Origin of the sequence: Sulfitobacter profundi (genome assembly GCF_042661425.1) — a bacterium.
Classification (GTDB): Bacteria; Pseudomonadota; Alphaproteobacteria; order Rhodobacterales; family Rhodobacteraceae; genus Sulfitobacter; species Sulfitobacter profundi.
The window spans coordinates 279778-303704 of sequence record NZ_JBHSWA010000003.1; the positions used below are offsets into that span (position 1 = coordinate 279778).

The 23927-nt window shown below is 55.3% G+C and carries 25 protein-coding genes and 1 pseudogene; 25 read left to right on the forward strand and 1 reads right to left on the reverse strand.

Annotated features, from left to right (window positions below; translation table 11 throughout):
* Positions 1–39: 39 nt before the first annotated feature.
* Entirely contained in the window at positions 40–1089 is a 1050-nt protein-coding gene (locus tag ACFQAU_RS19765; RefSeq protein WP_064223623.1) for an AraC family transcriptional regulator, read from the reverse strand.
* 335 nt (positions 1090–1424) lie between these two features.
* Between ACFQAU_RS19765 and ACFQAU_RS19770 the strand changes: the two genes are divergently transcribed.
* The 25 genes and pseudogenes from ACFQAU_RS19770 to ACFQAU_RS19890 all read left to right on the forward strand — a co-directional run.
* Positions 1425–2609 carry an ABC transporter substrate-binding protein gene (locus ACFQAU_RS19770; protein WP_067296557.1) on the forward strand — a complete coding sequence of 395 codons (1185 nt, stop codon included), beginning with the start codon at positions 1425–1427 and terminating at the stop codon, positions 2607–2609.
* 84 nt (positions 2610–2693) lie between these two features.
* Positions 2694–3551, forward strand: a complete 858-nt coding sequence (locus ACFQAU_RS19775) for a branched-chain amino acid ABC transporter permease (RefSeq protein ID WP_120352510.1) — start codon at positions 2694–2696, stop codon at positions 3549–3551.
* Positions 3548–3895, forward strand: coding sequence for an ABC transporter permease subunit (locus tag ACFQAU_RS19780; RefSeq protein WP_386259461.1), 348 nt, complete (start codon positions 3548–3550; stop codon positions 3893–3895). Before ACFQAU_RS19775 ends, ACFQAU_RS19780 begins: the two co-directional genes overlap by 4 nt.
* A gap of 17 nt (positions 3896–3912) precedes the next feature.
* Positions 3913–4497, forward strand: a complete 585-nt coding sequence (locus tag ACFQAU_RS19785; RefSeq protein WP_386284301.1) for a branched-chain amino acid ABC transporter permease — start codon at positions 3913–3915, stop codon at positions 4495–4497.
* On the forward strand, positions 4494–5243 hold the full coding sequence (locus tag ACFQAU_RS19790) for an ABC transporter ATP-binding protein (RefSeq protein WP_064223626.1): 750 nt from the start codon (positions 4494–4496) through the stop codon (positions 5241–5243). Before ACFQAU_RS19785 ends, ACFQAU_RS19790 begins: the two co-directional genes overlap by 4 nt.
* On the forward strand, positions 5240–5941 hold the full coding sequence (locus ACFQAU_RS19795) for an ABC transporter ATP-binding protein (RefSeq protein ID WP_176832926.1): 702 nt from the start codon (positions 5240–5242) through the stop codon (positions 5939–5941). The genes ACFQAU_RS19790 and ACFQAU_RS19795 overlap by 4 nt, the downstream gene beginning before the upstream one ends.
* A gap of 51 nt (positions 5942–5992) precedes the next feature.
* The gene (locus ACFQAU_RS19800) at positions 5993–7543 is read left to right on the forward strand and encodes an AMP-binding protein (RefSeq protein WP_067296559.1); all 1551 of its coding nucleotides are present in this window, start codon (positions 5993–5995) and stop codon (positions 7541–7543) included.
* 11 nt (positions 7544–7554) lie between these two features.
* On the forward strand, positions 7555–9063 hold the full coding sequence (locus tag ACFQAU_RS19805) for a class I adenylate-forming enzyme family protein (RefSeq protein WP_074647007.1): 1509 nt from the start codon (positions 7555–7557) through the stop codon (positions 9061–9063).
* Between the two features lie 15 nt (positions 9064–9078).
* Positions 9079–10263, forward strand: coding sequence for a lipid-transfer protein (locus tag ACFQAU_RS19810; RefSeq protein ID WP_132445873.1), 1185 nt, complete (start codon positions 9079–9081; stop codon positions 10261–10263).
* Positions 10264–10298: 35 nt separating this feature from the next.
* Positions 10299–11075: an SDR family NAD(P)-dependent oxidoreductase gene (locus ACFQAU_RS19815; RefSeq protein ID WP_269347655.1), complete on the forward strand. Its 777-nt coding sequence runs from the start codon at positions 10299–10301 to the stop codon at positions 11073–11075.
* Between the two features lie 211 nt (positions 11076–11286).
* A complete protein-coding gene (locus tag ACFQAU_RS19820; protein WP_009808030.1) occupies positions 11287–12075 on the forward strand; it encodes an enoyl-CoA hydratase/isomerase family protein in 789 nt (262 codons plus the stop codon).
* Positions 12076–12087: 12 nt separating this feature from the next.
* The gene (locus ACFQAU_RS19825; protein ID WP_009808031.1) at positions 12088–13326 is read left to right on the forward strand and encodes a thiolase family protein; all 1239 of its coding nucleotides are present in this window, start codon (positions 12088–12090) and stop codon (positions 13324–13326) included.
* Positions 13327–13335: 9 nt separating this feature from the next.
* Complete coding sequence (locus tag ACFQAU_RS19830; RefSeq protein ID WP_009808032.1) at positions 13336–14472, forward strand: acyl-CoA dehydrogenase family protein; 1137 nt, start codon at positions 13336–13338, stop codon at positions 14470–14472.
* Positions 14473–14480: 8 nt separating this feature from the next.
* Positions 14481–15254, forward strand: a complete 774-nt coding sequence (locus ACFQAU_RS19835; protein ID WP_009808033.1) for an SDR family NAD(P)-dependent oxidoreductase — start codon at positions 14481–14483, stop codon at positions 15252–15254.
* A 4-nt stretch (positions 15255–15258) separates the two neighbouring features.
* Positions 15259–16374, forward strand: a complete 1116-nt coding sequence (locus tag ACFQAU_RS19840; RefSeq protein WP_009808034.1) for a CaiB/BaiF CoA transferase family protein — start codon at positions 15259–15261, stop codon at positions 16372–16374.
* Entirely contained in the window at positions 16371–17252 is an 882-nt protein-coding gene (locus ACFQAU_RS19845; protein WP_120352508.1) for a branched-chain amino acid ABC transporter permease, read from the forward strand. The genes ACFQAU_RS19840 and ACFQAU_RS19845 overlap by 4 nt, the downstream gene beginning before the upstream one ends.
* Positions 17253–17255: 3 nt before the next feature.
* A complete protein-coding gene (locus ACFQAU_RS19850; RefSeq protein WP_009808036.1) occupies positions 17256–18335 on the forward strand; it encodes a branched-chain amino acid ABC transporter permease in 1080 nt (359 codons plus the stop codon).
* Complete coding sequence (locus ACFQAU_RS19855) at positions 18332–19099, forward strand: ABC transporter ATP-binding protein (RefSeq protein WP_009808037.1); 768 nt, start codon at positions 18332–18334, stop codon at positions 19097–19099. The genes ACFQAU_RS19850 and ACFQAU_RS19855 overlap by 4 nt, the downstream gene beginning before the upstream one ends.
* Positions 19096–19866: an ABC transporter ATP-binding protein gene (locus tag ACFQAU_RS19860; protein WP_064223630.1), complete on the forward strand. Its 771-nt coding sequence runs from the start codon at positions 19096–19098 to the stop codon at positions 19864–19866. The genes ACFQAU_RS19855 and ACFQAU_RS19860 overlap by 4 nt, the downstream gene beginning before the upstream one ends.
* Positions 19863–21710, forward strand: coding sequence for an AMP-dependent synthetase/ligase (locus ACFQAU_RS19865; RefSeq protein WP_009808039.1), 1848 nt, complete (start codon positions 19863–19865; stop codon positions 21708–21710). Before ACFQAU_RS19860 ends, ACFQAU_RS19865 begins: the two co-directional genes overlap by 4 nt.
* Positions 21711–21730: 20 nt before the next feature.
* Positions 21731–22687 (forward strand): ABC transporter substrate-binding protein, encoded by a 957-nt coding sequence (locus ACFQAU_RS19870; RefSeq protein ID WP_386284687.1) that lies wholly within the window; start codon positions 21731–21733, stop codon positions 22685–22687.
* Positions 22645–22893: an ABC transporter substrate-binding protein gene (locus ACFQAU_RS19875; RefSeq protein ID WP_386284694.1), complete on the forward strand. Its 249-nt coding sequence runs from the start codon at positions 22645–22647 to the stop codon at positions 22891–22893. The genes ACFQAU_RS19870 and ACFQAU_RS19875 overlap by 43 nt, the downstream gene beginning before the upstream one ends.
* 130 nt (positions 22894–23023) lie before the next feature.
* A pseudogene (locus ACFQAU_RS19880) lies at positions 23024–23143 on the forward strand (helix-turn-helix domain-containing protein); the annotation flags it as partial.
* Between the two features lie 329 nt (positions 23144–23472).
* Positions 23473–23574, forward strand: coding sequence for a TetR-type transcription factor C-terminal domain-containing protein (locus ACFQAU_RS19885; protein WP_386284702.1), 102 nt, complete (start codon positions 23473–23475; stop codon positions 23572–23574).
* Positions 23575–23768: 194 nt separating this feature from the next.
* On the forward strand, positions 23769–23927 hold a 159-nt coding region (locus ACFQAU_RS19890), incomplete at its 3' end, for a helix-turn-helix domain-containing protein (RefSeq protein WP_386284786.1).

Sequence of the window (23927 nt, forward strand, 5' to 3'; positions counted from 1 at the left end):
TTCTGATATATGGTCGTGTTAGCGTCTCGTCGTCTAATCCTAACGTGAACTGGCGAATAACCCTTTGCTGGTTTTTCGATATGCGGACGGCGAATCCCCTGAAACCCGCCGGAAAAATCGCGACAGGCTGGCAGTTTCCGAAAAACCGAGGCGATCTGCAACTTCAGCCAGCGGTAACTCGGATGTATCAAGAAGCTCCCGTGCGCGGCGCAAGCGCACGCTATCGATAATCTGGCGATAGCTCATCGACTGACTGGCAAGTTTTCGATGTAAAGAGCGTTCTGACAAATGAAGCGTTTCGGCCACTTCCGGCGCATTGGGAAAAACGCCGCGCACCTGCATCAACACCTGATAAACCGAATTTGCTGTTCCGGTATGCTTGGGGCCGGTTTCAAGCATATTCTCGCACAAAACACGATAGTTTACCGCAAGAAGGGCATTCGCCAGCGGCAGTTTCAGCGCGCCTGTTCCAGGATGAAAGTGAATGCAACTGCGCGGTGCGCGATACACGATTTCGGTTTGCCAGCGCGCTTCTAGGTTCATCCAGCCTTTCGGGCGGTCCAACGGGCATTCGATCAGACGGATGGGCAGGTTTTCTTGACGCAGGTCCCGGAAGAAGGTCGGGCCGGACCCAAGCAGCCGTTCATGAACAAAATCCAGAAGATCGGGCGGTACATACTGGTCGTCGGCAACAAACCCTGTTGCAAAACCTTCATCGTCCTCTGTGATGTCATATGCCAGCAGTGCGTATCCCAGCCCCTGCATTTGCGTGAAAACCCTCAGCCCCGCTGTCACATTCTCTGAAACTAGCGTGGCAAGCCCGATAGGGCCATACGAGATCAGGCTGTAACGCAGACCGGTGACAAAAGCGACACCTTCAATATGCGCTGTACTCCGGCAAAAGGCACGCAGGAATGTGAGTTCCTGAATACCGTCCAGCGTGCCCCATGGATCCGAGAGAAGGCTGAGCTGCAAACCTGCTTCTTTGAGCAATGGGTCAGGATCAATGCCGTGTTCGATCAGCACGTCACACATGAACTGGATGCTATGTTTGGGAAGACGCAGGTTTTGGAGCAAGCCCACCTTCATGACGATGACCTCAAAATTCTACTGATGGGTAAATAATATCGATTTGGCAGAAAATGTCAAATTTGTGGCGTTTTCGGACATTCCCTGCCAGTCCTAACCCTGCGATGCTTGATGCAAGAGATGGGGGAGGGTTAGGGACACGGTCGCGATCAGATGCACTTTTGCGCCATTTGCAAATCCATGATTTGTTACCGCCCGATTGCTGATCCGACGTATGATAAAACCCGCCAAACTTGCTGATAGTATTCTGCTTTTCCGGGAACGATTTATCCCGGGCAGCGCATCATTCGCCTTGCAGGAGAAACTTCTTGGGGCGTGAAACCGGGAGGAAAACTATGAAACGTCGGAATTTTCTACGCAGCGCCGGGGCGCTAACTTTGGCCAGTACCTTGCCTGCGCCAATGGTTCTGCGGGCCGCAACGCCCGAAGATTATCACATTGCGGGCATTCTGTCTTTCTCGGGCGCATACGGCTTGATCGGCAATGACATGCGCAAAGGCGCGGAACTTGCCGTGGCCATGCGGGGTGGCGAATTGTTGGGCAAAAAAGTCCGCTTCAGCTGGGAAGACGATGAAACCAAACCCCAGCCCGCCGTACAAAAAGCAAGCCGGCTGTTGGCGGAAGGCACGCAATTGATGTTTGGCGCGGTCAGCTCAGCGTCGACTCTGGCACTGCAAAGCCTGTCCACACAGCGCAAGGTGCCGCATCTGGTCACGATTTCCGCAGACGACAGCATTACCAAGATGGACGGTGCGCGTTACTCATTCCGTACGTCCAACACGTTGGCCATGGAAATGAACATGTGTGTTGAATTCGTAAAGAAACGCGGGATCAAGAGAGTATACGCGGTCACGGCTGATTATCAGGCCACGCGCAGCGCCTTTGACGACTTTGCCGCAAAAGCAAAAGCCGCCGGTGTCGAGATCGTCGGGAATGACTTTGCCCCGCTTGGCAACCGCGACTTTTCGGTCATCATCGACAAGATGGCGCGTTCGGACGCCGATGGTATTCTGGTTGTGGCAACGGGCAATGACGGCGTCACCTTCTGCAAGCAGGCAGGTCAGGTTGGGATGGGTCAGAACAAAGTGCTGTTCGGCCCCGTGCTTCAGGATGAAATCTTTGCAGCCGCGACAGGCGAGGCCGCATTGGGCGTGAACTCCGGCGTGCGTTATCACTTCTCGCTCGACAATCCGGCAAACGCCGAATTCGTGACGGCCTACCGTGACGCAAACGGTGACTACCCTTCGGCCTTCGCGGGCGAGGCATTTGACGGTCTTCGCTGGTGGATGGATGTCATCGAAGCGACTGACAGCTGGGATGTGGAAACCTGGGTCGATGCATTTGAAACATCGGTCTATGAAAATTCGGTCGAAGGGCGCAAGGAAATGCGCGCTTGTGACCATCAGGCCAAACAGGTCGGTCTTTGGGGTGAAGTTGTGAAGGGCGAGGCACCATTGCCGGACCTCACCATGAAAATCACCGAAGAGTTTTCGGCAAATAGCCTGTTTAGCGACTGTTAATCGATCCTCCCTGAACTGGGCGGCGCTGTTCCCTCGCGACATGCGTCGCCCGCTTTTTTGGGGTGAAACTGAGGAACCCTGAATATGTCCATTATCGTGATCGGGCTGAGTCTCAGCTTTCTGCTGTTTCTGCTGGCAGCGGGCTTGACCCTTATTTTTGGCATGTTGGGGGTGATCAACTTTGCCCATGGCGCGCTTTATATGCTTGGCGCGTTTGTCGGGTATCAAATTGTTCATATGACCGGATCGTTCTGGTTGGGACTGCTGTTTGCGCCGCTGATCGTCGCCTGTGTTGGTGCGCTGATCGAAATTTTGGCGCTGAAACAGGTCTATGACCGCGACCACATTTTTCAGCTTTTACTCACTTTCGGATTCATTCTGGTCATCGACGACGCGACAAAGATGATCTGGGGATTTGACTATAAGCAAGTGCCGACACCAGAAATCTTCATGGCACCGATTTCCATGTTTGGCAGTCAAATACCGTCATACCGGCTTTTTGTAATCGGTTTTGGTGCAGCGGTTTCTCTGGCACTGTTCTTGCTGCTGGACCGTAGCAAATGGGGCATGATTATTCGCGCCGCCAGTTCCGATCCGGAAATGGCTCAGACACTCGGTGTAAATGTAAACCAGGTTCGCACCGGCGTCTTTGCGCTTGGTGCGTATCTTGCGGCTCTTGGTGGCGTGGTTAGCGCACCGTTGGTGCCGATCGAACTGGGCATGGGATTCAGCGTTATCATCGACTGTTTTGTCGTGGTGATCATCGGCGGGCTTGGGAACATTCGCGGCGCAATCCTTGCGTCGTTGCTGTTGGGCATGACGCGGGCGGCCGGATATACCTACGCAACTGAATGGGTCGAACTACTTACCTTTGCCCTGTTGATCGGAACGCTGATGTTCCGGCCTGCGGGCTTGTTTAGCACAAAGGGGCGTTCGGCATGACACGCAGGATTATCGGTCAGGCCCTGATGGGCATTATTATCGCAGTTATGATTATCGTTCCGTTTTTTGTGCAGGATGAGCAATGGGTGAACCTTGTCAGCCTGATCCTGATCTGGGCCTTGTTCGCAATCGGCTTTGATCTGGTCTTCGGGGTGACAGGTATGCTGTCATTCGGCCATGCGGCGTTGTTCGGGGCAGGGGGTTATGCGCTCACAATCCTCACCCTCAGCTATGGCGTCGGTTTTATACCGGGCCTTTTTGCAGCGGCGATTGTCGGAGCGGTGCTGGCTTACCTGATGGGGCTTTTTGCGCTTCGGGTTTCGGGGCTTTTTTTGCACTGCTGACACTGGCCCTGGCGCAGATGATGTACATCCTTGCGTCCAACAAGCTGCGCGCAATCACCGGCGGATTGGACGGTATTCCAGGCGTGCCGCGGCCTGACTTGTTCGGGATCAATTTCTACGACAACCACAACTATTATGGGTTTATCGTGGCGGTTTTCCTGATCGGACTGGCGCTGATGGCATTGCTGCGTGGGTCGCCATTCGGGCGGGCATTGCGCGCGGTACAGGCGAACGACGTGCGCGCCGCGCAACTCGGATACAACGTCCATAGCTTGCGCCAATCGGCGTTTATCGTTTCGGGTGCGTATGCAGGTGTTGCAGGAGCCCTGCTGGCATCGTTGATCTTCTACATCTCTCCGCAAATGCTGCATTGGTCCACATCGGGCGACGTTTTGATCATGACCGTGCTGGGCGGCAAAGGCACATTGCTAGGTCCGATTCTTGGCGTGGCCTTGTTTGAATTACTGAAAGAAGAACTGAGCCAAATCACCCAATATTGGTACGGCATCCTTGGTCTGGTGTTCATTTTTGCCACCATCTTCCTACGCAACGGTATTGCCGGAATGTTCCAAGGTGATCAGGACGAAGGAGACATGCAATGACTGCCGGATCATTGAGTTGCAACGATATTCAGGTCTCCTTCAGCGGGTTGAAAGCTGTCAACGGTGTGACGTTCGACTTCCAGCCGGGTCAGCTTTACGGGATTATCGGACCTAACGGTGCGGGCAAGACCACGTTGATGAATGCGCTTTCGGGTCATGCCAAGCTAAGCGGTGGTCAAGTGATGCTGGACGGGCGCGATGTAACGGGCCTGTCGGTGCATAAACGGACCCGCATCGGTCTGGGCCGCAGTTTCCAGATCACCAAGATCTTCGCCGGCATGTCGGTGCTTGAGAACCTTCAACTTGCTGCTTTTGCGCATCTGTACAGGTTGCAGCCCTTCTGGCTTCCGGCGGGCCGCTTTCCTGCAGTCAGGGAACGGGCCGAAAGCGTTCTCGAAGAGATCGGCCTGACGGTGATGGCGCACCGCCCCGCCGAAACCTTGTCTCACGGCGATCAACGCGCATTGGAAGTCGGGCTGGCATTGCTGAGCAACCCATCGGTCCTGTTGCTCGATGAACCATTGGCCGGTGTTGGACATGACCAGATCGGGCCTGCGATGGAGCTGATAAAACGGATCGTCAAGGGCCGCACCGTGCTGCTGATCGAACACAACATGGACGTTGTAATGCGGGTCTCCAGTGCTTTGGTCGTGATGGTTCAAGGGCAAATTCTGGCGTCTGGCAGCCCTGAAGAAATCCGCGCAAACGCCGAGGTGCGAGCGGCTTATCTGGGAGAAGAGGAATGAAGCTGCTTGCGTTGGAAAGCTGCAATGTCACTTATGGCAAGGCGCAGGCGTTGCATAGCGTGTCGATCGAAGTCGCACAGGGCGAAGTTGTTTCGCTGATCGGGCGCAATGGCGCAGGCAAAAGCACCATTCTCAAGACGATCATCGGTTTAAAGCAACCGGTTTCAGGGCGCAGAGTCTGGAAAGGGGACGACGTTACCGCGCGACTCCCGAACCAACTGGGCCGTCTGGGCATTGGGTATGTCCCCGAAGACAGGCGCATTTTTGACAATCTGACAGTGCATGAAAACCTGCGCATCGCAACCGTCATGGGACGCACTGGCGCATGGACCGAAACCCGGATTTTTGAAATGTTTCCGGTGCTGCTTGATCGCGCGTCACAGGCGGGAAACACGCTTTCGGGCGGCGAACAGCAAATGCTGGCGATTTCGCGCGCGCTTTTGACTAATCCGGAACTGTTGCTGCTGGACGAACCGACTGAAGGCCTTGCCCCGCTGATCGTTGATGAATTGGTCGATTCGATGCGGCGGATCAACGAAGAAGGTATGACGCTTTTGCTGGTTGAACAGAACCTGCGCGTGCCGATGAAATTGGCCCATCGACAGTACGTTGTCGACAACGGGACCGTCCAGTGGAGCGGCACGACAGCAGATTTGCTGGCCAACCGCGAAGAGATCGAAAAGCTCATCAGTGTATGAGTTCAGACTGGCAAGGCGGGAAAATCCCGGAAACCAAGATAGGAAACCGTTATGCGTGTGATCGATTTCTTCGACAGGGGTGTCGCAATCAACCCTAACGTGATCGCTTTGGAAGATGCTAAAATCGGCCGGAGTTACGGCGAAGTTCAGGAACGCACATATCGTTTCGCCAATGCCATCACTGCCGAAGGGTACGGACGCGACAAGATGGCCGGCGTTTACAGCCCCAACTGCGTGAGCGGCCTTGAAGTTATGCTGGGCTTGTTTCGTGCCGGCACGATCTGGGTTCCCGTCAATGCCAAGAACGGCGTAGAAGAAAACGCGTATATCCTGGATCATAATGATGTGGAGATTCTGTTTTATCACAGCGATCTTGCACCGGCGCTGGAACAATTGCGTGAACTTTGCCCAAAGATACAAAAATTCATCTGTCTGGATAAACAAGACGGCGCGGCACCATGGCTGGAAGACTGGATGGCCGCGGCCCCTTCAACCGATCCCGATGTGCCGCTTGGCCCTGATGATCTTGTCGGAATTTTATCCTCTGGTGGGACAACGGGGCGGCCCAAGGGGATCATGCTGACGCAGTTGAACTGGACCACGCTAATCGCGAACTATTATGCCAGTTTTGATGCCGGACCTGACCCTGTGCATTTGCTGATCACGCCTATGACCCACGCGTCAGGGGTGCTTGCCATTGCGTTGATGGCCGCTGGTGCGCGCAGCGTCATCCTGCCGGGATTTGATGCCGCCAACGTTCTAGACACAATTGAAAGCGAGGGAGTGACCCATCTGTTCCTGCCGCCGACCGCCGTTTACATGCTGTTGTCGCAACCGGAAGTTGCGCAACGTAGCTTTCCGTCATTGCGGTTCTTTCTTTATGCCGCCGCACCTATGGCCATTGACAAGCTGCGCCAATGCCTGAAGATTTTTGGGCCGGTCATGGCGCAGTGTTTCGGACAAGCAGAATCGCCGATGTTCTGCGCGCTGCTGACGGCAGAGGATCACAATGTTATCGGAGATCCGGCCCGCGAACACCGGCTTGCAAGTTGCGGCAGGCCCGCACTTTTGACACCGATGGCGATCATGGATGATGACGGTAACATTATGCCGCGTGGTGAGCATGGTGAAATTGTTGTGCGCGGAAATCTGGTGATGAAGGGGTATTACAAAAACCCCGAAGCAACCGCAGAGGTTTCCCAGTTCGGTTGGCACCATACCGGCGACATCGGGTATCTGGATGACGAGGGTTACCTTTATATCGTGGACCGCAAGAAAGACATGATCATTTCGGGCGGCTTCAACGTTTATCCCTCGGAAGTCGAGCAGGTGATCTGGTCGCATCCTGCCGTGCAGGATTGCGCGGTGATCGGTGTGCCTGACGAAAAATGGGGTGAAGCGATCAAGGCGGTGATCGAACTCAAACCCGATGCAACGGTGGAACCCGAAGCAATCATTGCATTGTGCAAGGAAAACCTTGGCAGCGTAAAGGCCCCCAAAACGGTTGACTTCTGGGATGAACTGCCGCGCAGCCCCGTTGGGAAAGTGCGCAAAAAGGACATCAGGGATACGTTCTGGCAGGGGCAAGCGCGCAGAATTTAGGGAGCAGAATTATGAACATCGCGTACATTTTGACACAGTCCGCGCGCGCCTATTGCGATCGACCTGCCGTCTGCTTGGGGTTGTCGACGTTCAGCACCTACACCCAATTACAGGACCGCAGCGCGGCCTTGGCCGCTGCGCTGAAACAGCGCAATCTGGTAAAAGGTGACCGTGTTCTGATCTTCATGGGCAACCGGCCCGAATATATCGAGATCCTGTTTGCCATCTGGACTGCCGGATGTGTTGCCGTTCCGTTGAATGCCAAACTGCACCCTAACGAAGTGACCTATATCCATGCTAACTGTGATGCCGCACTTGCCTTTACCGACCGGCCGGAAGACGTCGAAGGGTTTTCAGCAGTCATTGCGGTCGGTGGACCGGAATATAATGCGGCGTTACAAGCGTCAGCGGATTTGCAGCCTGCACACGCTGCGCAAACCGATCCAGCATGGATTTTTTATACCAGCGGCACGACGGGCCGCCCGAAAGGGGCGATACTGACCCACCGCAACCTCTGGACCATGACCACGAGTTTTCTGGCCGATATGTGTCCGGTTACGGAAATGTCGGCGGCGCTGCATCCGGCACCGCTGTCTCATGCGGCAGGGCTGTTTATGCTACCGTTTGCGCAGCGGGGCGCGGCGAATGTTGTGCCGCAAAGCGGTGGATTCGATCCGCATGAAATCGTGACGTTGCTGCATGAATATCCCCATTCATCTTTTTTTGTCGCACCCACGATGCTGACGCGTCTGACGGCCTGTCCTGCGCTTGACACGGCGGCCATCGAAAACCTTGATCTGTTGTTCTGCGGCGGTGCGCCGATTTATGTCGCAGACCTGCGCCGGGCGATGGCGCTGTTGGGCAACCGCATCTGGATCGGATACGGACAAGGCGAGGCACCATGTACGATCACTTATCTACCACCGCATATATTGAGCTGGGAAATTCCGGATAGTTGGCTGGGATCCGTCGGCATTCCACGCACCGGCGTCACGGTCTGTGTGGTGGATGAAACAGGCACACAATGCCCCCCAGATGTCGCGGGCGAAGTGATCGTCAGTGGCGATGTGGTGATGGCGGGATACTGGGGCAATGAAACGGCAACGGCGTCAGCCTTGCGGGACGGCTGGCTCCATACCGGCGACATTGGCAGCGTGGACGCCCACGGTTTCCTGACGCTCAAGGACCGGTCCAAGGACGTGATCATTTCTGGCGGGTCAAATATTTATCCGCGCGAGGTCGAAGAGGTGCTGCTGCGTCATTCCGGCGTGGTCGAAACTAATGTTGTTGGCCGCGAGGAGGCCGAATGGGGCGAGGAAGTCATCGCGTTTGTCGTGGCAGAGCCGGGCGTGACCGCACAGGCGCTGGACCGTTTTTGTCTGGATAACATAGCGCGGTTCAAGCGACCCAAGGCCTATTGCTTTGTTCTCGAACTGCCCAAAAGCAGCTACGGCAAAATACTTAAGACAGAGTTGCGCCAGATGCTGACCGACCCCGATACACAATTCGAAAAACCATAAAAAAGGAGACCCAAAATGACTGCCATTATTGCCGGTGTCGGCATGATCCCTTTTGCAAAACCGGGCGCATCGGCACCTTACGACGAGATGGGCGAGGTGGCGATCCGTCTTGCACTGGATGACGCCGGTATCGCGTTCGAAGACGTGCAACAGGCCTATGCCAGCTATGTTTACGGCGACAGCACAAGCGGGCAGCGTGTGATTTACCGCGTGGGCATGACGGGCATCCCGATTATCAACGTGAACAACAATTGTTCGAGCGGTTCAACAGCGCTTTTCCTCGCACGGCAGGCTGTCGAAAGCGGTGTGGCAGAATGTGTGCTGGCGGTGGGTTTTGAACAGATGGCCCCCGGTGCGTTGGGTGTTGTCTTTCCCGATCGCCCGTCACCGCTGGCGGAATTTGATGCCGCCACGGACCGGCTGATAGGGGACGTCGATCTGCCGATGACGCTTCGGTATTTCGGCGGTGCGGGCAAGGCGCATATGGAACGATTTGGTACGAAGATGGAGACATTCGCCAAAATTCGGGCCAAGGCTAGCCGCCATGCCGCGAACAACCCACTCTCGGTTTTCCGCAAGGAGATGACCACGCAGGATGTAATGGGTGCGCAGGTGATCTGGCCCGGTGTAATGACACGGCCAATGGCTTGTCCGCCCACCTGCGGCGCTGCGGCGGCGCTTGTGGTGTCCAAAGGGTTCGCTGAAAAAATGGGCCTTGATACAACTGTACAAATCCGCGCGCAGGCAATGACAACGGATAAACTGCTGGACCCTGAAACCGGCGACATGATCGAAGTGGTTGGCGCCAGGCTGAGCCGTGATGCCGCGCGCATGGTCTATGAAAAGGCGGGCGTGGGTCCTGACGATATCGACGTGATCGAATTGCATGACTGTTTCGCGCAGAACGAATTGATTTCCTACGAGGCCCTGGGGCTATGTGCCGAAAGTGATGGCGAAAAGTTGGTCGATGATGGCGACAACACCTTTGGCGGGAAATACGTCACGAACCCGTCTGGTGGTCTGCTGTCAAAGGGGCATCCACTGGGTGCTACGGGGCTGGCACAGTGTTTTGAGTTGACCAACCAACTGCGTGGAAAGGCAGAGAACCGGCAGGTCGATAATGCGCGGCTTGCCCTCCAGCATAACGTTGGGCTGGGCAGTGCGGCGGTTGTTACACTTTATGAAAGGATTACAGCATGACAAAACCACCAATGAGAGATCGTGACGATTTCGGCGTGGCACTTGTCACCGGTGCAGGTTCTGGCATCGGACAGGGGATTGCTTTGCGGCTGGCGGAGTTGGGCGCGAGGGTTGTTGTCACTGATATTGCCGAAACAGGCATAGCCGATACGGTCAAGCAGATCGAAGCGGCAGGTGGTACAGCGCTTGGGCAAAAGCTTGATGTGTCGGATCCGGCATCGGTGAATGCGGCATTTGACGAGACGGAACGCTGGGACAAATGCGTGGATGTGCTGGTGAACAATGCGGGTATCGTCGGGATTAATCCGTTCCTCGATTTTCCTTTGGAAGACTGGAACCGCGTTATGGCTATCAACCTGACAGGCAGCATGTTGTGCGCGCAACTTGCTGCGCGTGAAATGGTTCGTCAGCGATATGGCAGGATCATCAATATCACGTCGGTCAGCGGCATCCGCGCAGGGGTCGGGCGCACGGCTTACGGCACGTCCAAGGCGGCCTTGGTGGGGCTGACACGCCAGATTGCGCTTGAAGTTGCGGCGCATGGCGTCACGGCAAACGCGATTGCACCGGGCGCCATTACAACTCCGCTCACCGAAAGCACCTATACCGAAGAAACGGTTGCGCGCCTGTTGCCGATGATTCCGGCGGGTTACATGGCCGACCCTGCGGATATCGCGGCGGCAGTTGCCTATCTGGGCTCGCCTGATGCGCGATATGTGAACGGTGAAACACTGGTCGTTGATGGTGGATATGTCTGTGGCGGCATGATGCAGACTGGCTCGCTGGATCTGGGCACAAAAAGTTCGTCCTGAACACAAGGTGTCGCGCGGCGAGGCATTTTTTCATGTCGCGCGCATCATCGGGGAACGCACTATCTTGATGTCGCCGGATTGCTGATTCTCCGATCAAATCGGACGGGAGAAACCGACAACCTACAAGCCTATGTAACCTAACGTAAATTAGTTCTTGATTTGATTATATATTTTTGATTACTTATTGGTAAGTAAATAGAAAGACGCACGCATGACTCAAGCGAATGTACTGGTCGAATACCGTGGTCCGGTTGCGTGGCTGACGTTGAACAGGGCCAACAGTCTTAATGCACTTTCTGTCGACCTCATTGGGGAACTGCGCGCCGCGATAAGAGAGATCGCTGTGGCAAAACAGGTGCGCGCAATTGTGCTGACGGCTGCGGGGCGTGCGTTTTGCGCCGGTGCCAATCTGAAGGAAGTCCTCGCTGGTCTGGATGATGCCGATACGCAAAAGGGTGATTTTCTTGACGCTATCGGCGCGACGTTTCAAGCGCTGCGTGATTTGCCGAAACCGGTGATCGGCGGGCTGAATGGCATTACCGTTGCGGGCGGGCTGGAACTCGCGATGTGTTGCGATGTGCTGATTGCGGGCGAGAGCGCCAGAATTGGCGATGCTCATTCGAATTTTGGTGTGTTCCCTGGCGCAGGCGGCGCTGCTGTCTTGCCGTGCCGGATCGGACTCGCAAACGCGAAATACCTCTTGTTTTCGGGCCAAAGTCTACCAGCGCGCGAATTGATGCGCATGGGGCTGGTGCAGGAAGTGGTTGGTGATGACGCGCTTGAAGCGCGGCTGCACGAGTTCAGCCAGTTGCTGGCGACCAAAAGCCCGCTGGTCCTGTCGCAGATGAAGCGGGTAGCCAATGCATCCATCGAAATGACGCAGGTGGAGGCGCTGAAACAGGAACTTGCCGTGCTGCGCGAACATCTGAAATCCAACGATGCGGCCGAAGGACTTGCCGCATTCGGTGAAAAACGAAAGCCGGTTTTCACCGGCACATGAGCGGAGATTGAAATGACAAAAATTTACATTGCCGGGGTCGCGATGACCAAAATGGGACGCCTCGACGGGGCAACGGTAAAGTCGCTGACCTGCGAGGCTGTCGATGGCGCGATGGCGGACGCCGGCATTGGCAAGGATGACATTCAGGCTGCCTACTACGCGAACACAACACAGCGACATCTTGAGGCGCAGTTGATGATCCCGGGCCAGATCACCCTGCGCGAGATGGGATTTGAGGGCATCCCGATGGTAAACGTCGAAAATGCATGTGCCAGCGGGTCAACCGCGTTGAACCTTGCGGCTCAATTTCTCAAAGCAGGCGAGGGTGACGTGGCTTTGGCCGTTGGGGCCGAAAAAATGTGGACAGGTGACAAAGCTAAGATGTTCAGCTTTTTCGATGGCGCGTGGGATGTGTCCACCGTTGAGGAAAATACCGAAAAACTGATGGCGCTGGGCAAAGGCATCGACGTGCCGAATGACACCACTTCGGACAAGCCGTTTTCAGTCTTTATGGCGATTTACGGAGCGTTCGGGCTGGCGCATATGCGCACGTTCGGCACGACCCAAAAACAGATTGCTGCGATTGCAGCAAAGAACCACATGCATTCGGTTGAAAATGAAAAGGCGCAATTCCGCGCGCCTTATACCGTTGACGAAATATTAAGCGCACCACCGATCACTTATCCTTTGACCCTGCCAATGTGCGCCCCGATGAGCGATGGCGGTGCCGCTGCGGTTCTGATGACCGAGGCCGGATTGAAAAAGTTCGGGATCAGCCGGGATCGTGCCATCGAAGTGCGCGCCAGCGTGATCCAGACCGGATCAAACCGCGCGCCGGAGGATTATGAGAACCACCTGACCGCGATTGCGGCACGGCGGGCATATGAAATCGCCGGTATCGGTCCCCAAGACGTATCAGTTGCCGAAGTGCATGACGCAACAGCGGTGGGTGAGTTGATCCAGATCGAAAACCTTGGGCTGTTCCCATTTGGCGAAGGGGGTGCTGCATCCGAGCGCGGTGACACCTCCATCGGCGGGCGGGTGCCGGTGAACCCGTCGGGCGGGCTGGAATGCAAAGGCCACCCGATTGGCGCGACTGGGTTGGGCCAGGTTTACGAACTGGTATCGCAACTGCGCGGTGAATGTGGACCTAGACAGGTCGAAGGTGCGCGGATCGCCATCGCGGAAAATGGCGGCGGTTTGATCGGTATCGAAGAGGCCGTGGCCTCCATCCTTATTCTCGGGCGCTAGGAGCGAAAGATGTTCAAAACCGAAGAGCAGATAATGGCTTGCGATTCCTTGCGCCGGTTTCTGGATGACCAGATCGAACCGGAATACCTGAAGGTTAAGGATGCGCCGTTCGAAAAAGAAGTCATTCAGGGTTTCATGACGCGACTTGCCGAGTTCGGTCTGACATCGGCCCCGCATCCCGAAGAAGCGGGCGGTATGGGGCTGGATTGGACCACCCACCTGATGCTGTTCGAAGAGGTTGGTGTTACGGCAATAGATATCGCGCTGCCCATTCTGATCAACGTGGTGGCAGGTGAGATTCTGCTGAAGCTCGGGTCTGATGAGATTCGCAAAAAATATATCGGTCCGTTGCTTGCCGGTGAAATTACCGCGTCGATGGGCATATCGGAACCAAATGTCGGGTCCGATGTGGCCGCTGTCAAAACCCGAGCGCGGCGGGACGGCGATGACTGGGTGATCAATGGCGAAAAGACCTGGATCACCAATGGTCGCTTTTCGGATTTCCTGATATGCACCTGCGCCACCGATGAGGGCCTGACCCATATTCTAGTGGATCGCAAAGAGCATGGCTATGAAACCCGCGACATCAAAAAAATGGGTCTGAACGCACAATCCACGGCACAGATCTTTCTTGATGACGTGCGTGTGCCGATTGCAAACACGATAGGCGAGGTCGGCCGCGGCTTGCAGCAAACGCTTGTGGTGTTTGAACGGGCGCGCGTTCACATGGCCATGTGGGGAATCTCCCTGGCACGGCGCGCGTTGGAAGAGTCGATCAGATATGCGCAGGAACGCAACCAGCACGGCAAGCAGATAGCGGGTCACCAGCTCATCGCAGACAAGATCGCCGTAATGGCCACAGAGATTGATGCTGCGCGGCTTTTGACCCTCCGTGCCGCTGGCATGATCGACCGCGGCGAACGCTGCGACAAGGAATGTGCCATGGCCAAATGGTACGGCACGGAAATCGCAGTGAACGCAACGCGCCAAGCAGTGCAGATCCACGGTGGCAATGGTGTCACCACCGATTTTATCGTCGAACGGCTGGCGCGCGAGGCCATTATCGGGCCGATCCCGGACGGGACTACAGAAATACAAAAATTGCTGATCGCACGGACGCTTACCGGCGTGCAGGCATTCAAATAGGAGCGGTCATGGAAATCGAAGGCAAGACAATCATCGTCACCGGCGGGGCATCGGGTCTTGGCGCGGCGACGGCGAAATATCTGCGAGCACGCGGTGCCAAGATTGGTATTTTCGATATGTCGCAGGGCGCTGGCGATGCGCTGGTCAAGGAACTGGGTGCTTCAAACGCAATGTTCTGCAACGTCGATGTGACCGACGATGAAGGCGTGGACGCGGCAGTTGACGCCGTGGTTTCAAAATTCGGTGCGCTGCATGGGTGCATCAACTGCGCCGGGGTCGTCAGCCCGATGAAAGTGATCGACCGTGACGGCAAGGCCGCGTCGCTCGACACATTCCGCCGCACGGTTGATATCAATCTTGTAGGCACATTCAACGTAATGAGCAAAGCTGTTCAGCGGATGTTGTTGAATGAACCCGAAAACGGCGAAGAGCGCGGTGTTGTTGTCAACGTCTCCTCTGGTGCTGCGATGGAAGGGCAAATCGGCCAGCCGGCTTATTCGTCGTCAAAGGCGGGGGTGATGGGCCTTAACCTGCCTGCCGCGCGCGAACTGGGTGCCAAGGGCATTCGCGTCAACGCGATTGCACCCGGCCTGTTCGGCACGCCGATGGTCATGTCGCTGCCCGACAACGTGATCGCAAACCTCGAAGCCTCTGTCGAAGCGCCCAAGCGTGTCGGCCGGATGGAAGAATTCGCTCATTGCTGTGCCTTTCTGATCGAGAATTCATATATGAACGGCGAAACCGTGCGGCTTGATGCTGCCACGCGCCTGCAGGCGAGATAGGGCGATGCTGCAACGCTCAGGTCCCCTCAAAGGTGTACGCATTGTTGAAATGGCAGGTCTTGGCCCTGCGCCGTTTGCTGCGATGCATCTGGCTGATCTGGGCGCTGAAGTGGTGCGCATCGCGCGGCCCGGTCAGAAATTTCCGTTGCCGATTGATGCGAAATACAATCTGTTCAACCGCTCGCGCCGCAGCCTGACACTTGACCTGACAAAGGCCAGAGATGTCGACCGGCTCTGGCAGTTGATCGAACGTGCCGAGGTGCTGATCGAAGGGTTCAGGCCGGGCAAAATGGAAAAGCTGGGATTTGGTCCGGAACAGGTGCAGGCGCGCAATCCGGCCTTGGTCTATGGCCGATTGACCGGATGGGGACAGGAAGGGCCGCTGGCACATGCAGCGGGCCACGACATGAATTATGCCGCCATAACCGGTGCGGTTTGGGGTTTGGGCGATGCGGACCGCCCGCCACCTGCACCGATGAACCTGATCGCGGATCAGGGCGGCGGCGCGATGATGCTGAACGTTGGTATCCTTGCAGCCCTGACTCATGCGCGCGCCACGGGGCAGGGGCAGGTGGTCGATACGGCCATGACGGACGGGGTTAACCTGCTGATGACCATGCAGCACGGGTTGGTCGCATGTGGCGCTTGGTCTGATAAACGGTCTGGCGATTTTATCAACGGCGGCGTTGCGTGGTATCGTTGTTACGAAACGGGCGATGGCAAATATGTGTCCGTTGGATGTCTCGAACCGCAATTTTTTGCCGAACTTCTGGCACTTCTGGGCCTCACAGACGATCCGCGCTTTGCCGATCAATACGCACCCACCGCGCAGGCCAGTATGATGGACGCGCTTACGGAGATTTTCCTGACTGCGACCCAACAGGAATGGTGCGATATTCTGGAAGGCAGCGACGCGTGTTTCGCACCTGTGGTTTCTCTGGCTGACGCATCGGATCATGCGCATAATCGCGCCCGGGGCAGCTTTGTCACAGTAGGTGGCATCGAGATGCCGACGCCCGCACCGCGATTCTCGCGAACACAACCCGACACACCGACGACCGGAGATGCGGGAGAAATCAGCCTTGATGAAATCCTTGAACACTGGGGGAACAACGCATGACTGCCTTGTCTTTTGCCGATGCGATGCAGCTTTTTGTGGTCGGCCTGTCACAAGGGTGCCTTTATAGCCTGATCGCGATTGGTCTGGTGCTTGTGTATAAGGCGACTGAGCAGGTGAATTTTGCCCAAGGCGAATTCATGATGCTGGGGGCATTTGTCGGGTATCAGTTCATCGTGCTGATGGGGATGCCCTACTGGCTGGGTGCGATGTTGACATTGGTCTTCATGGGCGCATTCGGCTACGGCGTCGAAGCGCTTGTGGTGCGGCGCCTGACGGGCCAGCCGGTGTTCACTGTCTTTATCCTGACGCTGGCATTGGGTATCGCGCTCAGGGCGGTTGCAGGGATAATTTGGGGGTTTGGCAACTATTCGTTGCCTGCTCCGGTTGATGGCAATCTTACACTGGGCCCAGTGATCATTTCTTGGACCAGCGTGTTGTCGATTGTTGTCACCGCGGTTGTCGCCAGCGCGCTGTACCTGTTTTTCCGTTACGCTCGGCAGGGTGTCGCCATGCAGGCGTTGTCCCTGAACCAGTTAGCAGCGTTCTACATGGGTATTCCTGTGAAACGGCTGACATCCTCGATCTGGGCAATGTCCGCGATCTTTGGCGGGATTGCCGGACTGCTCCTGGGGCCAATGACGTTGGTTTCGACGCAGATGGGTTTTATCGGGTTCAAGGCATTTGCAGGGGCAATTGTCGGTGGTTTCGGCTCCATCCCCGGTGCGGTGATCGGTTGCTTGCTGATCGGTGTGACGGAACCGTTTTTCGATATCATGTTCCCGACCCTCAAAGGAATTGGTGCCTACTTGATCATGTTCCTTGTGCTGTTGATCCGTCCGCAAGGCCTGCTGGCCCAAATTTATGCAAAGAAGGTCTAAGCCATGCGCGTAATTTTTCGCAAATCCTATGTTCAGGACATCCAGCTTTTCCGCGACCGTGGACAGGCATTCTGGTATCTGCTGTTTGCCGCGATCGCACTGGCCGCGCCGCTGTTTCTGGACGGCTATTTTCTGGATGAACTCTCATTCGTATTCATCTATGCTATCGCGGGTCTCGGGCTAATGGTGCTGACCGGATTTTCCGGGCAGGTGAGTTTCGGACAGGCGGCGTTTGTCGCAATCGGTGCCTACACTCACACGATCCTGCTGACCCGTTACAGCGTGCCGTGGCTTTTGTCGCTGCCGATAGCGGCGTTGGTGGCTGGGCTGGTCGGGTTGGCCGTCGGACGGATCTGCGGAAAGATGCACGGGCTGTATCTGGCGATTGCCACGCTTTCGATTGCGATTGTGACCGAACGGCTCATCGGTGGTGCGGGCGATTTCACAGGCGGTCATCGTGGCCTTTCGGTGCCGGAAATCAATATTCTCGGGCTGGCCATCGACGAAAGCTGGAAAGTTTATCTGCTGAATTTTGTCATCTTCGTGGGTTGTATCCTGATCGTTCGCAACCTGACACGCACAAGGTCGGGTCGCGCCATGATTGCGATCCGCGACTCCGAAGTGTCGGCGCGGGCGTTGGGAACCAATGTGGCCTTCTTCAAGGCATATGCGTTCTTCATCTCGGCAGTTTTTGCGGGCCTCGCGGGCGGGCTGCTGGCGCACGCCTTCTTCTACATCACGCCGGAAACCTTCGGAATGGGGGAATCCATCCGTCTGCTGTTGATGATCGTCGTCGGCGGGATCGGAACCATCCACGGCGCGGTTTTTGGGGCGTTCTTTATCGTGCTGCTGCCAACCGTGTTGAGCTGGGTCAAGATCGTGCTGCCCAGTGCAGTCGCCACGTCCGGCGGTTTCGATAGTCTTGCATTCGGTCTGATCCTGCTGGGGTTCATCCTGTTCGAACCTGACGGACTTTATGGACGCTGGACCAAGATCCATCACTATTTCAACGTGTTCCCGATGTACAAGAAGCGCAGTTTCCAGCGTCAGAAGACATTCCTCAAAACGGAGCGTTTAAGATGAACGGGTTGGAGATAGATAACGTATCGCTTTCCTTTGGTGGTTTGAAAGCGGTGGATGGCTTGAGCTTTTCAGTTGAACCGGGGTCGGTGTTCACCATCATTGGCCCCAATGGCGCGGGCAAAAGCACGGTGTTCAACCTCATCTGCCGGATTTACGATCCGTCGCAAGGCGACATCCGGTTCAACGGCAAAAGCCTGCGAAAAGCGAAATCCCATGAGGTAATCAACCACGGCATTGCGCGGACGTTCCAGAATATCGAACTGTTCGAACATGCGTCATTGCTTGATAACTTGCTGATCGGGCGCATCCGTCACGGCAAATTCGGGCCTCTGAGTGAGCTGTTTTTTACCCGTTCGCAGATGCGTCAGGAACTGGCCCACCGCCGCAAAGCCGAAGAAATAATCGAGTTTCTTGATCTCGAAGGCTACCGTCATGCACGGGTTGCGGATTTGCCGTATGGCGTGCGCAAAAAGACCGAAATGGCCCGCGCGTTGGTGTCGGAGCCAAAGATCCTGTTGCTGGACGAACCGTCAAGCGGACTGACCAGCGAGGAAACCGACGATACTGCTTTTGTGATTGAAGATATCCGCGAGGTCCTGGGTGTCACCGTTGTTATGATCGAACACGACATGAAACTGGTGAACAAAGTTTCGGACATGGTGCTGGCCATCAACGAAGGCCGGTTTCTTGCAAGCGGCAGCGCATCCGAAGTTCAAAGCGATCCCGATGTTCAGGCGGCATATCTGGGAGGGCAGGCAGCATGACCGAGGTACTGCGCGCCAGCAACGTCGAAACGATGTATGGCAGGGTGATGGCCATTCGCGGCATCAGCCTGACGGTCAAGGAAGGGTCGGTCGTTACGGTCATGGGCTCCAATGGGGCGGGCAAAACGACGATTTTGAAAACCATCTCCGGCGCGCTTGATCCGTTCAAGGGGCAGGTGGAATTTGAAGGGCGCGATATCACCGCGCTTGACCCAGATGTCATCGCGCGCGCCGGCATCGCCCATTCACCCGAAGGGCGCGAAGTGTTTTCCCTCTTGTCGGTCAAGGACAACCTGATGATGGGTGCCTATTGCCGCAAGGATCGCGATGAAGTGGCGCGTGACTTGGAAAAGGTGCTGGGCTGGTTTCCCGTGCTGCGCACCTTTCTGGAAAAGCAGGCGATCTATCTATCTGGCGGGCAACAACAGATGTTGGCTTTGGGTCGCGCGTTTATGCAGCGTCCGCGCGTGATGTTGCTGGACGAGCCGTCGCTGGGCCTGTCACCGCTCCTGATTTCCGAGATTTTCCAGATCATCAAACGGATCAACGTCGAAGAAGGCGTGACCATGTTGCTGGTTGAACAGAACGCCAGTGTTGCGCTGCCGGCCGCCGATTTCGGGTACGTCCTTGAAACCGGCCGGATCGTTATGGAAGGTGAACGCGACGTTCTCATGAAAAGTGCTGACATTCGCGAATTCTACCTTGGCATCAAAGCAGAAAGTGCGCGCGGCGACCGCCGCTGGAAAGCAAGAAAGACGTGGCGATGAACACAATGCAAGACCAATCCACCGCAGGATGGACGCCGCCGCCGGTCCAGATTGACGGCTGTGACACGTTCTCCAAACTGTTCCGGCAGAACTGCAAGAAGTTCGGCAACAAAATCGCAATCCGCGAAAAGGATTTCGGCATCTGGAAAGAATTCAGCTGGCTGGACTATTACGCATCCGCGCGCAGGGTCGGGTGTTCACTTATGGCGTTGGGCTACCGTGAAGGTGACGTGGCCGCGATCATTAGTGAAGACAACAAGGAGTGGGTGTTTGCCGACCTTGGCATCCAGTGCATCGGGGCCACGACTCACGGGCTATATCCTACTTTGCAGGAAAAGCAAGTTGCCTATCAGTTGAACGATAGCGGAGCGAAGGTGCTATTCGTTGAGGATGAAGAGCAGCTAGATAAGTATCTGGGTGTGGAGGACCAGCTTGATCATCTCGAAAAAGTTATCGTATTTGATATGGAAGGGTTGCGCAGTTTCCAGCATGACAAAGTCATAGGCTGGGAAGAATTTCTCGCACTGTCGGACGCTAAAATCGAAGAACTGAGCGTTGAATTTGAGCGCCGCGTTGATGCGGGCGATCCCGAAGATATCGCAACGCTGATCTATACGTCCGGCACAACCGGTGCTCCCAAAGGTGCCGCGATGTCGCACCGCTTCTTTCTAGCGCAATCGGATAATTACCCCGAATTGCCGCTCGGACCGGGCGATGAAGTTTTGACGTTCCTGCCGCTGTGTCACGCGGCCGAACGGATCCTGTCTGTCTGCGTGCCGATCCGTCACGGCATAACCATCAACATCGCGGAAAGCGGCGATACATTTGCCGCTGACATTCAGGAAGTCGCGCCAACATTCATCTTTGCGGTGCCGCGCGTGTGGGAAAAATTCTATTCCCGTATCAATTTTGTGATGAATGATGCCACCGCATTTGGCCGGTTTGCCTATGACCAAGCCCTGAAAACGGCTGGACGCAGGGAGGCATTGATTGCTGCGGGAAAATCTGTGCCGACGATGCTTAGGCTTAGGCATAAGGTGCTGGACTTTCTGGTGCTTCGAAATATCAGGGTCGAACTGGGACTGGCGCGCGCGCATACGATCGTATCGGGTGCGGCACCGATTTCAGCCCGACTGCTCAGCTGGTTCAATGCCCTTGGGGTGACAGTACAAGAGGCATATGGCCAGACCGAAACCGGCATTGTGACTGCAACCATACCGGGCAGATCACCGATCGGTTCCATCGGCCGGGCAATGCGCAATGTCGAAGCGAAACTGGCCGATGACGGTGAAATCCTCATTCGCTCATCCAGCAATTTTTCGGGTTATCTGAACCAGCCTGAAAAGACGGCGGAAACCGTGGTCGATGGCTGGGTCTATACGGGTGATGTTGGGACGATGGATGCCAATGGTGACCTAACTATTCTGGACCGCAAGAAGGACATCATCATCACCGCAGGCGGCAAGAACATTACGCCTTCGCAGTTGGAAAACGAGCTCAAATTCTCGCCCTATATTTCTGATGCGGTGATCATCGGGGACAAGCGCAAATACCTGAGCGTGCTGATCATGATCGACCACGAAAACGTTGAAAAATACGCGCAGGAAAAGCGTATCCCGTTTTCCAACTACAAATCCCTGTGCGCAAACACCCAAATCCAGGACTTGATCGAAGGCGAGGTGGAACAGGCGAACAGCGGTTTCGCGCCGGTCGAGCAGGTAAAGAAATTCCGGCTGATCGACGTACTTTTGACAGCCGAAGACGACGAGCTGACTCCGACGATGAAGCTTAAGCGCAACGAGATCGAGCGCAAATACAAAGACCTGATCGAAACGATGTATTGAAACACCAAAGGGAGAGACCAATGAAGAAACTAGCAACAGCACTTGCGTTTACCGCAATGACAGCCACCGGCGCGATGGCCGAGGGGCTGCAGGGCGTGACCGACGACATGATCACGCTTGGCACCTATACGGACCTAAGCGGGCCGTTGGCAGTCTGGGGTGTGCCCGAGGCGAATGGCCTGCGCATGCGCGTGGACGAGATCAATGCGGCGGGCGGCATTCACGGTCGCCAGCTTGAGATTATAATCGAGGACACGCAATATCAGGTGCCCCGCGCGATTCAGGTTGCAAACAAACTGATGCGCCGCGACCAGATTTTTGCGATGGTTGGCGCGCTTGGCACACCGATGAACCTAGCGATCATGCCGCAACAAATTGAAGCGGGAATTCCCAACATGTTCCCGATGTCGGCCGAGGTCGAGATGTATGAACCATTGGATCCGATGAAATACGCATTTTTTCGCAGCTATACAGACCAGTTTCGCGCGGGCGTTGCATACTTCAAGGAAAATGGTGATTTCTCAACACCCTGCATTGCGCAACTCGCAAATGAAGCTGGTGAATCAATGGCGCTTGGCGTCACGCAGCAATTGGCAGAGTATGACATGAAAGTCGCGGCCAAAACGGAGCATTCGGCAACCGAATCCGATATGCTCTCGTCTGTAACCACATTGAAAAACGCCGGTTGCGATATCGTGTTTCTGGCGGGTGGGGTGCGCGATACAATTCTAGTTGTTGCAACATCTAAAAAGCTTGGTTTTGAACCGACTTTCGTGACTGGAATGGTGTCCTATATGGATGCAGTTGCGACTGCCGCTGATGGCGCGATGGATGGTCTATATCTGGTATCGCCTTTTGTTTTTGCGAACGCAGGAGACTCGAAGGGGAAGCAAAACGTATCCTGGAGAGTTACAGCGAAATTTACGGTGAAAAGATGGCCCCACAAGCGCAGCTTGGTTACGTTTTCATCGACCTGATTGCCGTGGCGCTCGAAGCTGCTGGTCGCGATCTGACGACCGAAGGATTTCTGGCCGCAACCGACGCGATCACTAGCTATGTTGATCCGATCGGCGGCCAGTCGGTCAGCTTTGGCCCGGAAGACCATCAGGGCATCGAAAGTCTGATTATGGCAAAAGTCGAAGACGGTAAATGGACTATTGCGGCCCGCGGGCTCGACTACTAATCTGTCAGTGATAAATGCGGGCGGTGCTTCGGTTCCGCCCGTTGGTTTTGAAAGAGTAGCTTTGACTAGAATCCATTGGCACAAAAAAACCAAAGATGCCAAAGGCCAGCAAAAGCTGAAACGGCGGGCCATGCTCAATCTGGCCGCGCATTCGTTTTCAACAGTCGGATACAAACAGACATCGATGGATGACATCGCAGCGGCACTCGCAGTCACCAAGCCCGCGCTTTATTATTACGCCAAAAACAAAGAAGATATCCTGATGCAATGCGCCCGCATCTCGCTGGAGCGGGTCGAGCTATGCTTCACATCGGCACAGGAAGTTCAGGGTAACGGGCTTGATCGTATCCGCGTATTCTTTAGAGTCTATGCGAACATGGTTGTGAGCGAATTCGGCTCTGCCTTGATGCGCGAAGCGCGGCGCAATCTGACCGGAGAAAATCAGAAGAATTTGCGTCAGACACTGATACACGGTCAGAATTTTCTTGAAAGTATTATCGCAGAAGGGATCAAAGACGGTTCTATCCGCGATTGCGACTCAAAGCGCCTCGCACATGTGCTTTTTCGGCCTTCAACCAGATGCCGATCTGGTATAATCCGAAAGGGCCGCTTAACCCAGAGAGTATTGCAGATGAAATGCTGGAACTAATCATCCATGGCGTGGGTGCGAAGAATACTTGATTCTAAATTTGTTGCCTATTCAAACAGCGCCGATTTTATTAAAGATTTAACATAAGATGGACTCTCGGATTTTTGAAGGAGCACTTTCATAATTAACATAAACTTCATTATGCGCCTTTATATTTTGTTTCGGGCACATTCTAAACTGGGTTGCGACAAATCCCCTATCTTGCTGGAAAGCAAGGAGAACGGACATGGCCCACACAGAGTTAGGATTGCGTGAAAGACGCGCGATTGAAGACATGTTGAACGCGAAGATGTCAGTGGACAAGATTGCAGCTGAGATTGGGAGACATCGTTCGACCGTGTTTCGCGAGATCAAGCGAAACAGATACATTGATAATGAGCTCCCC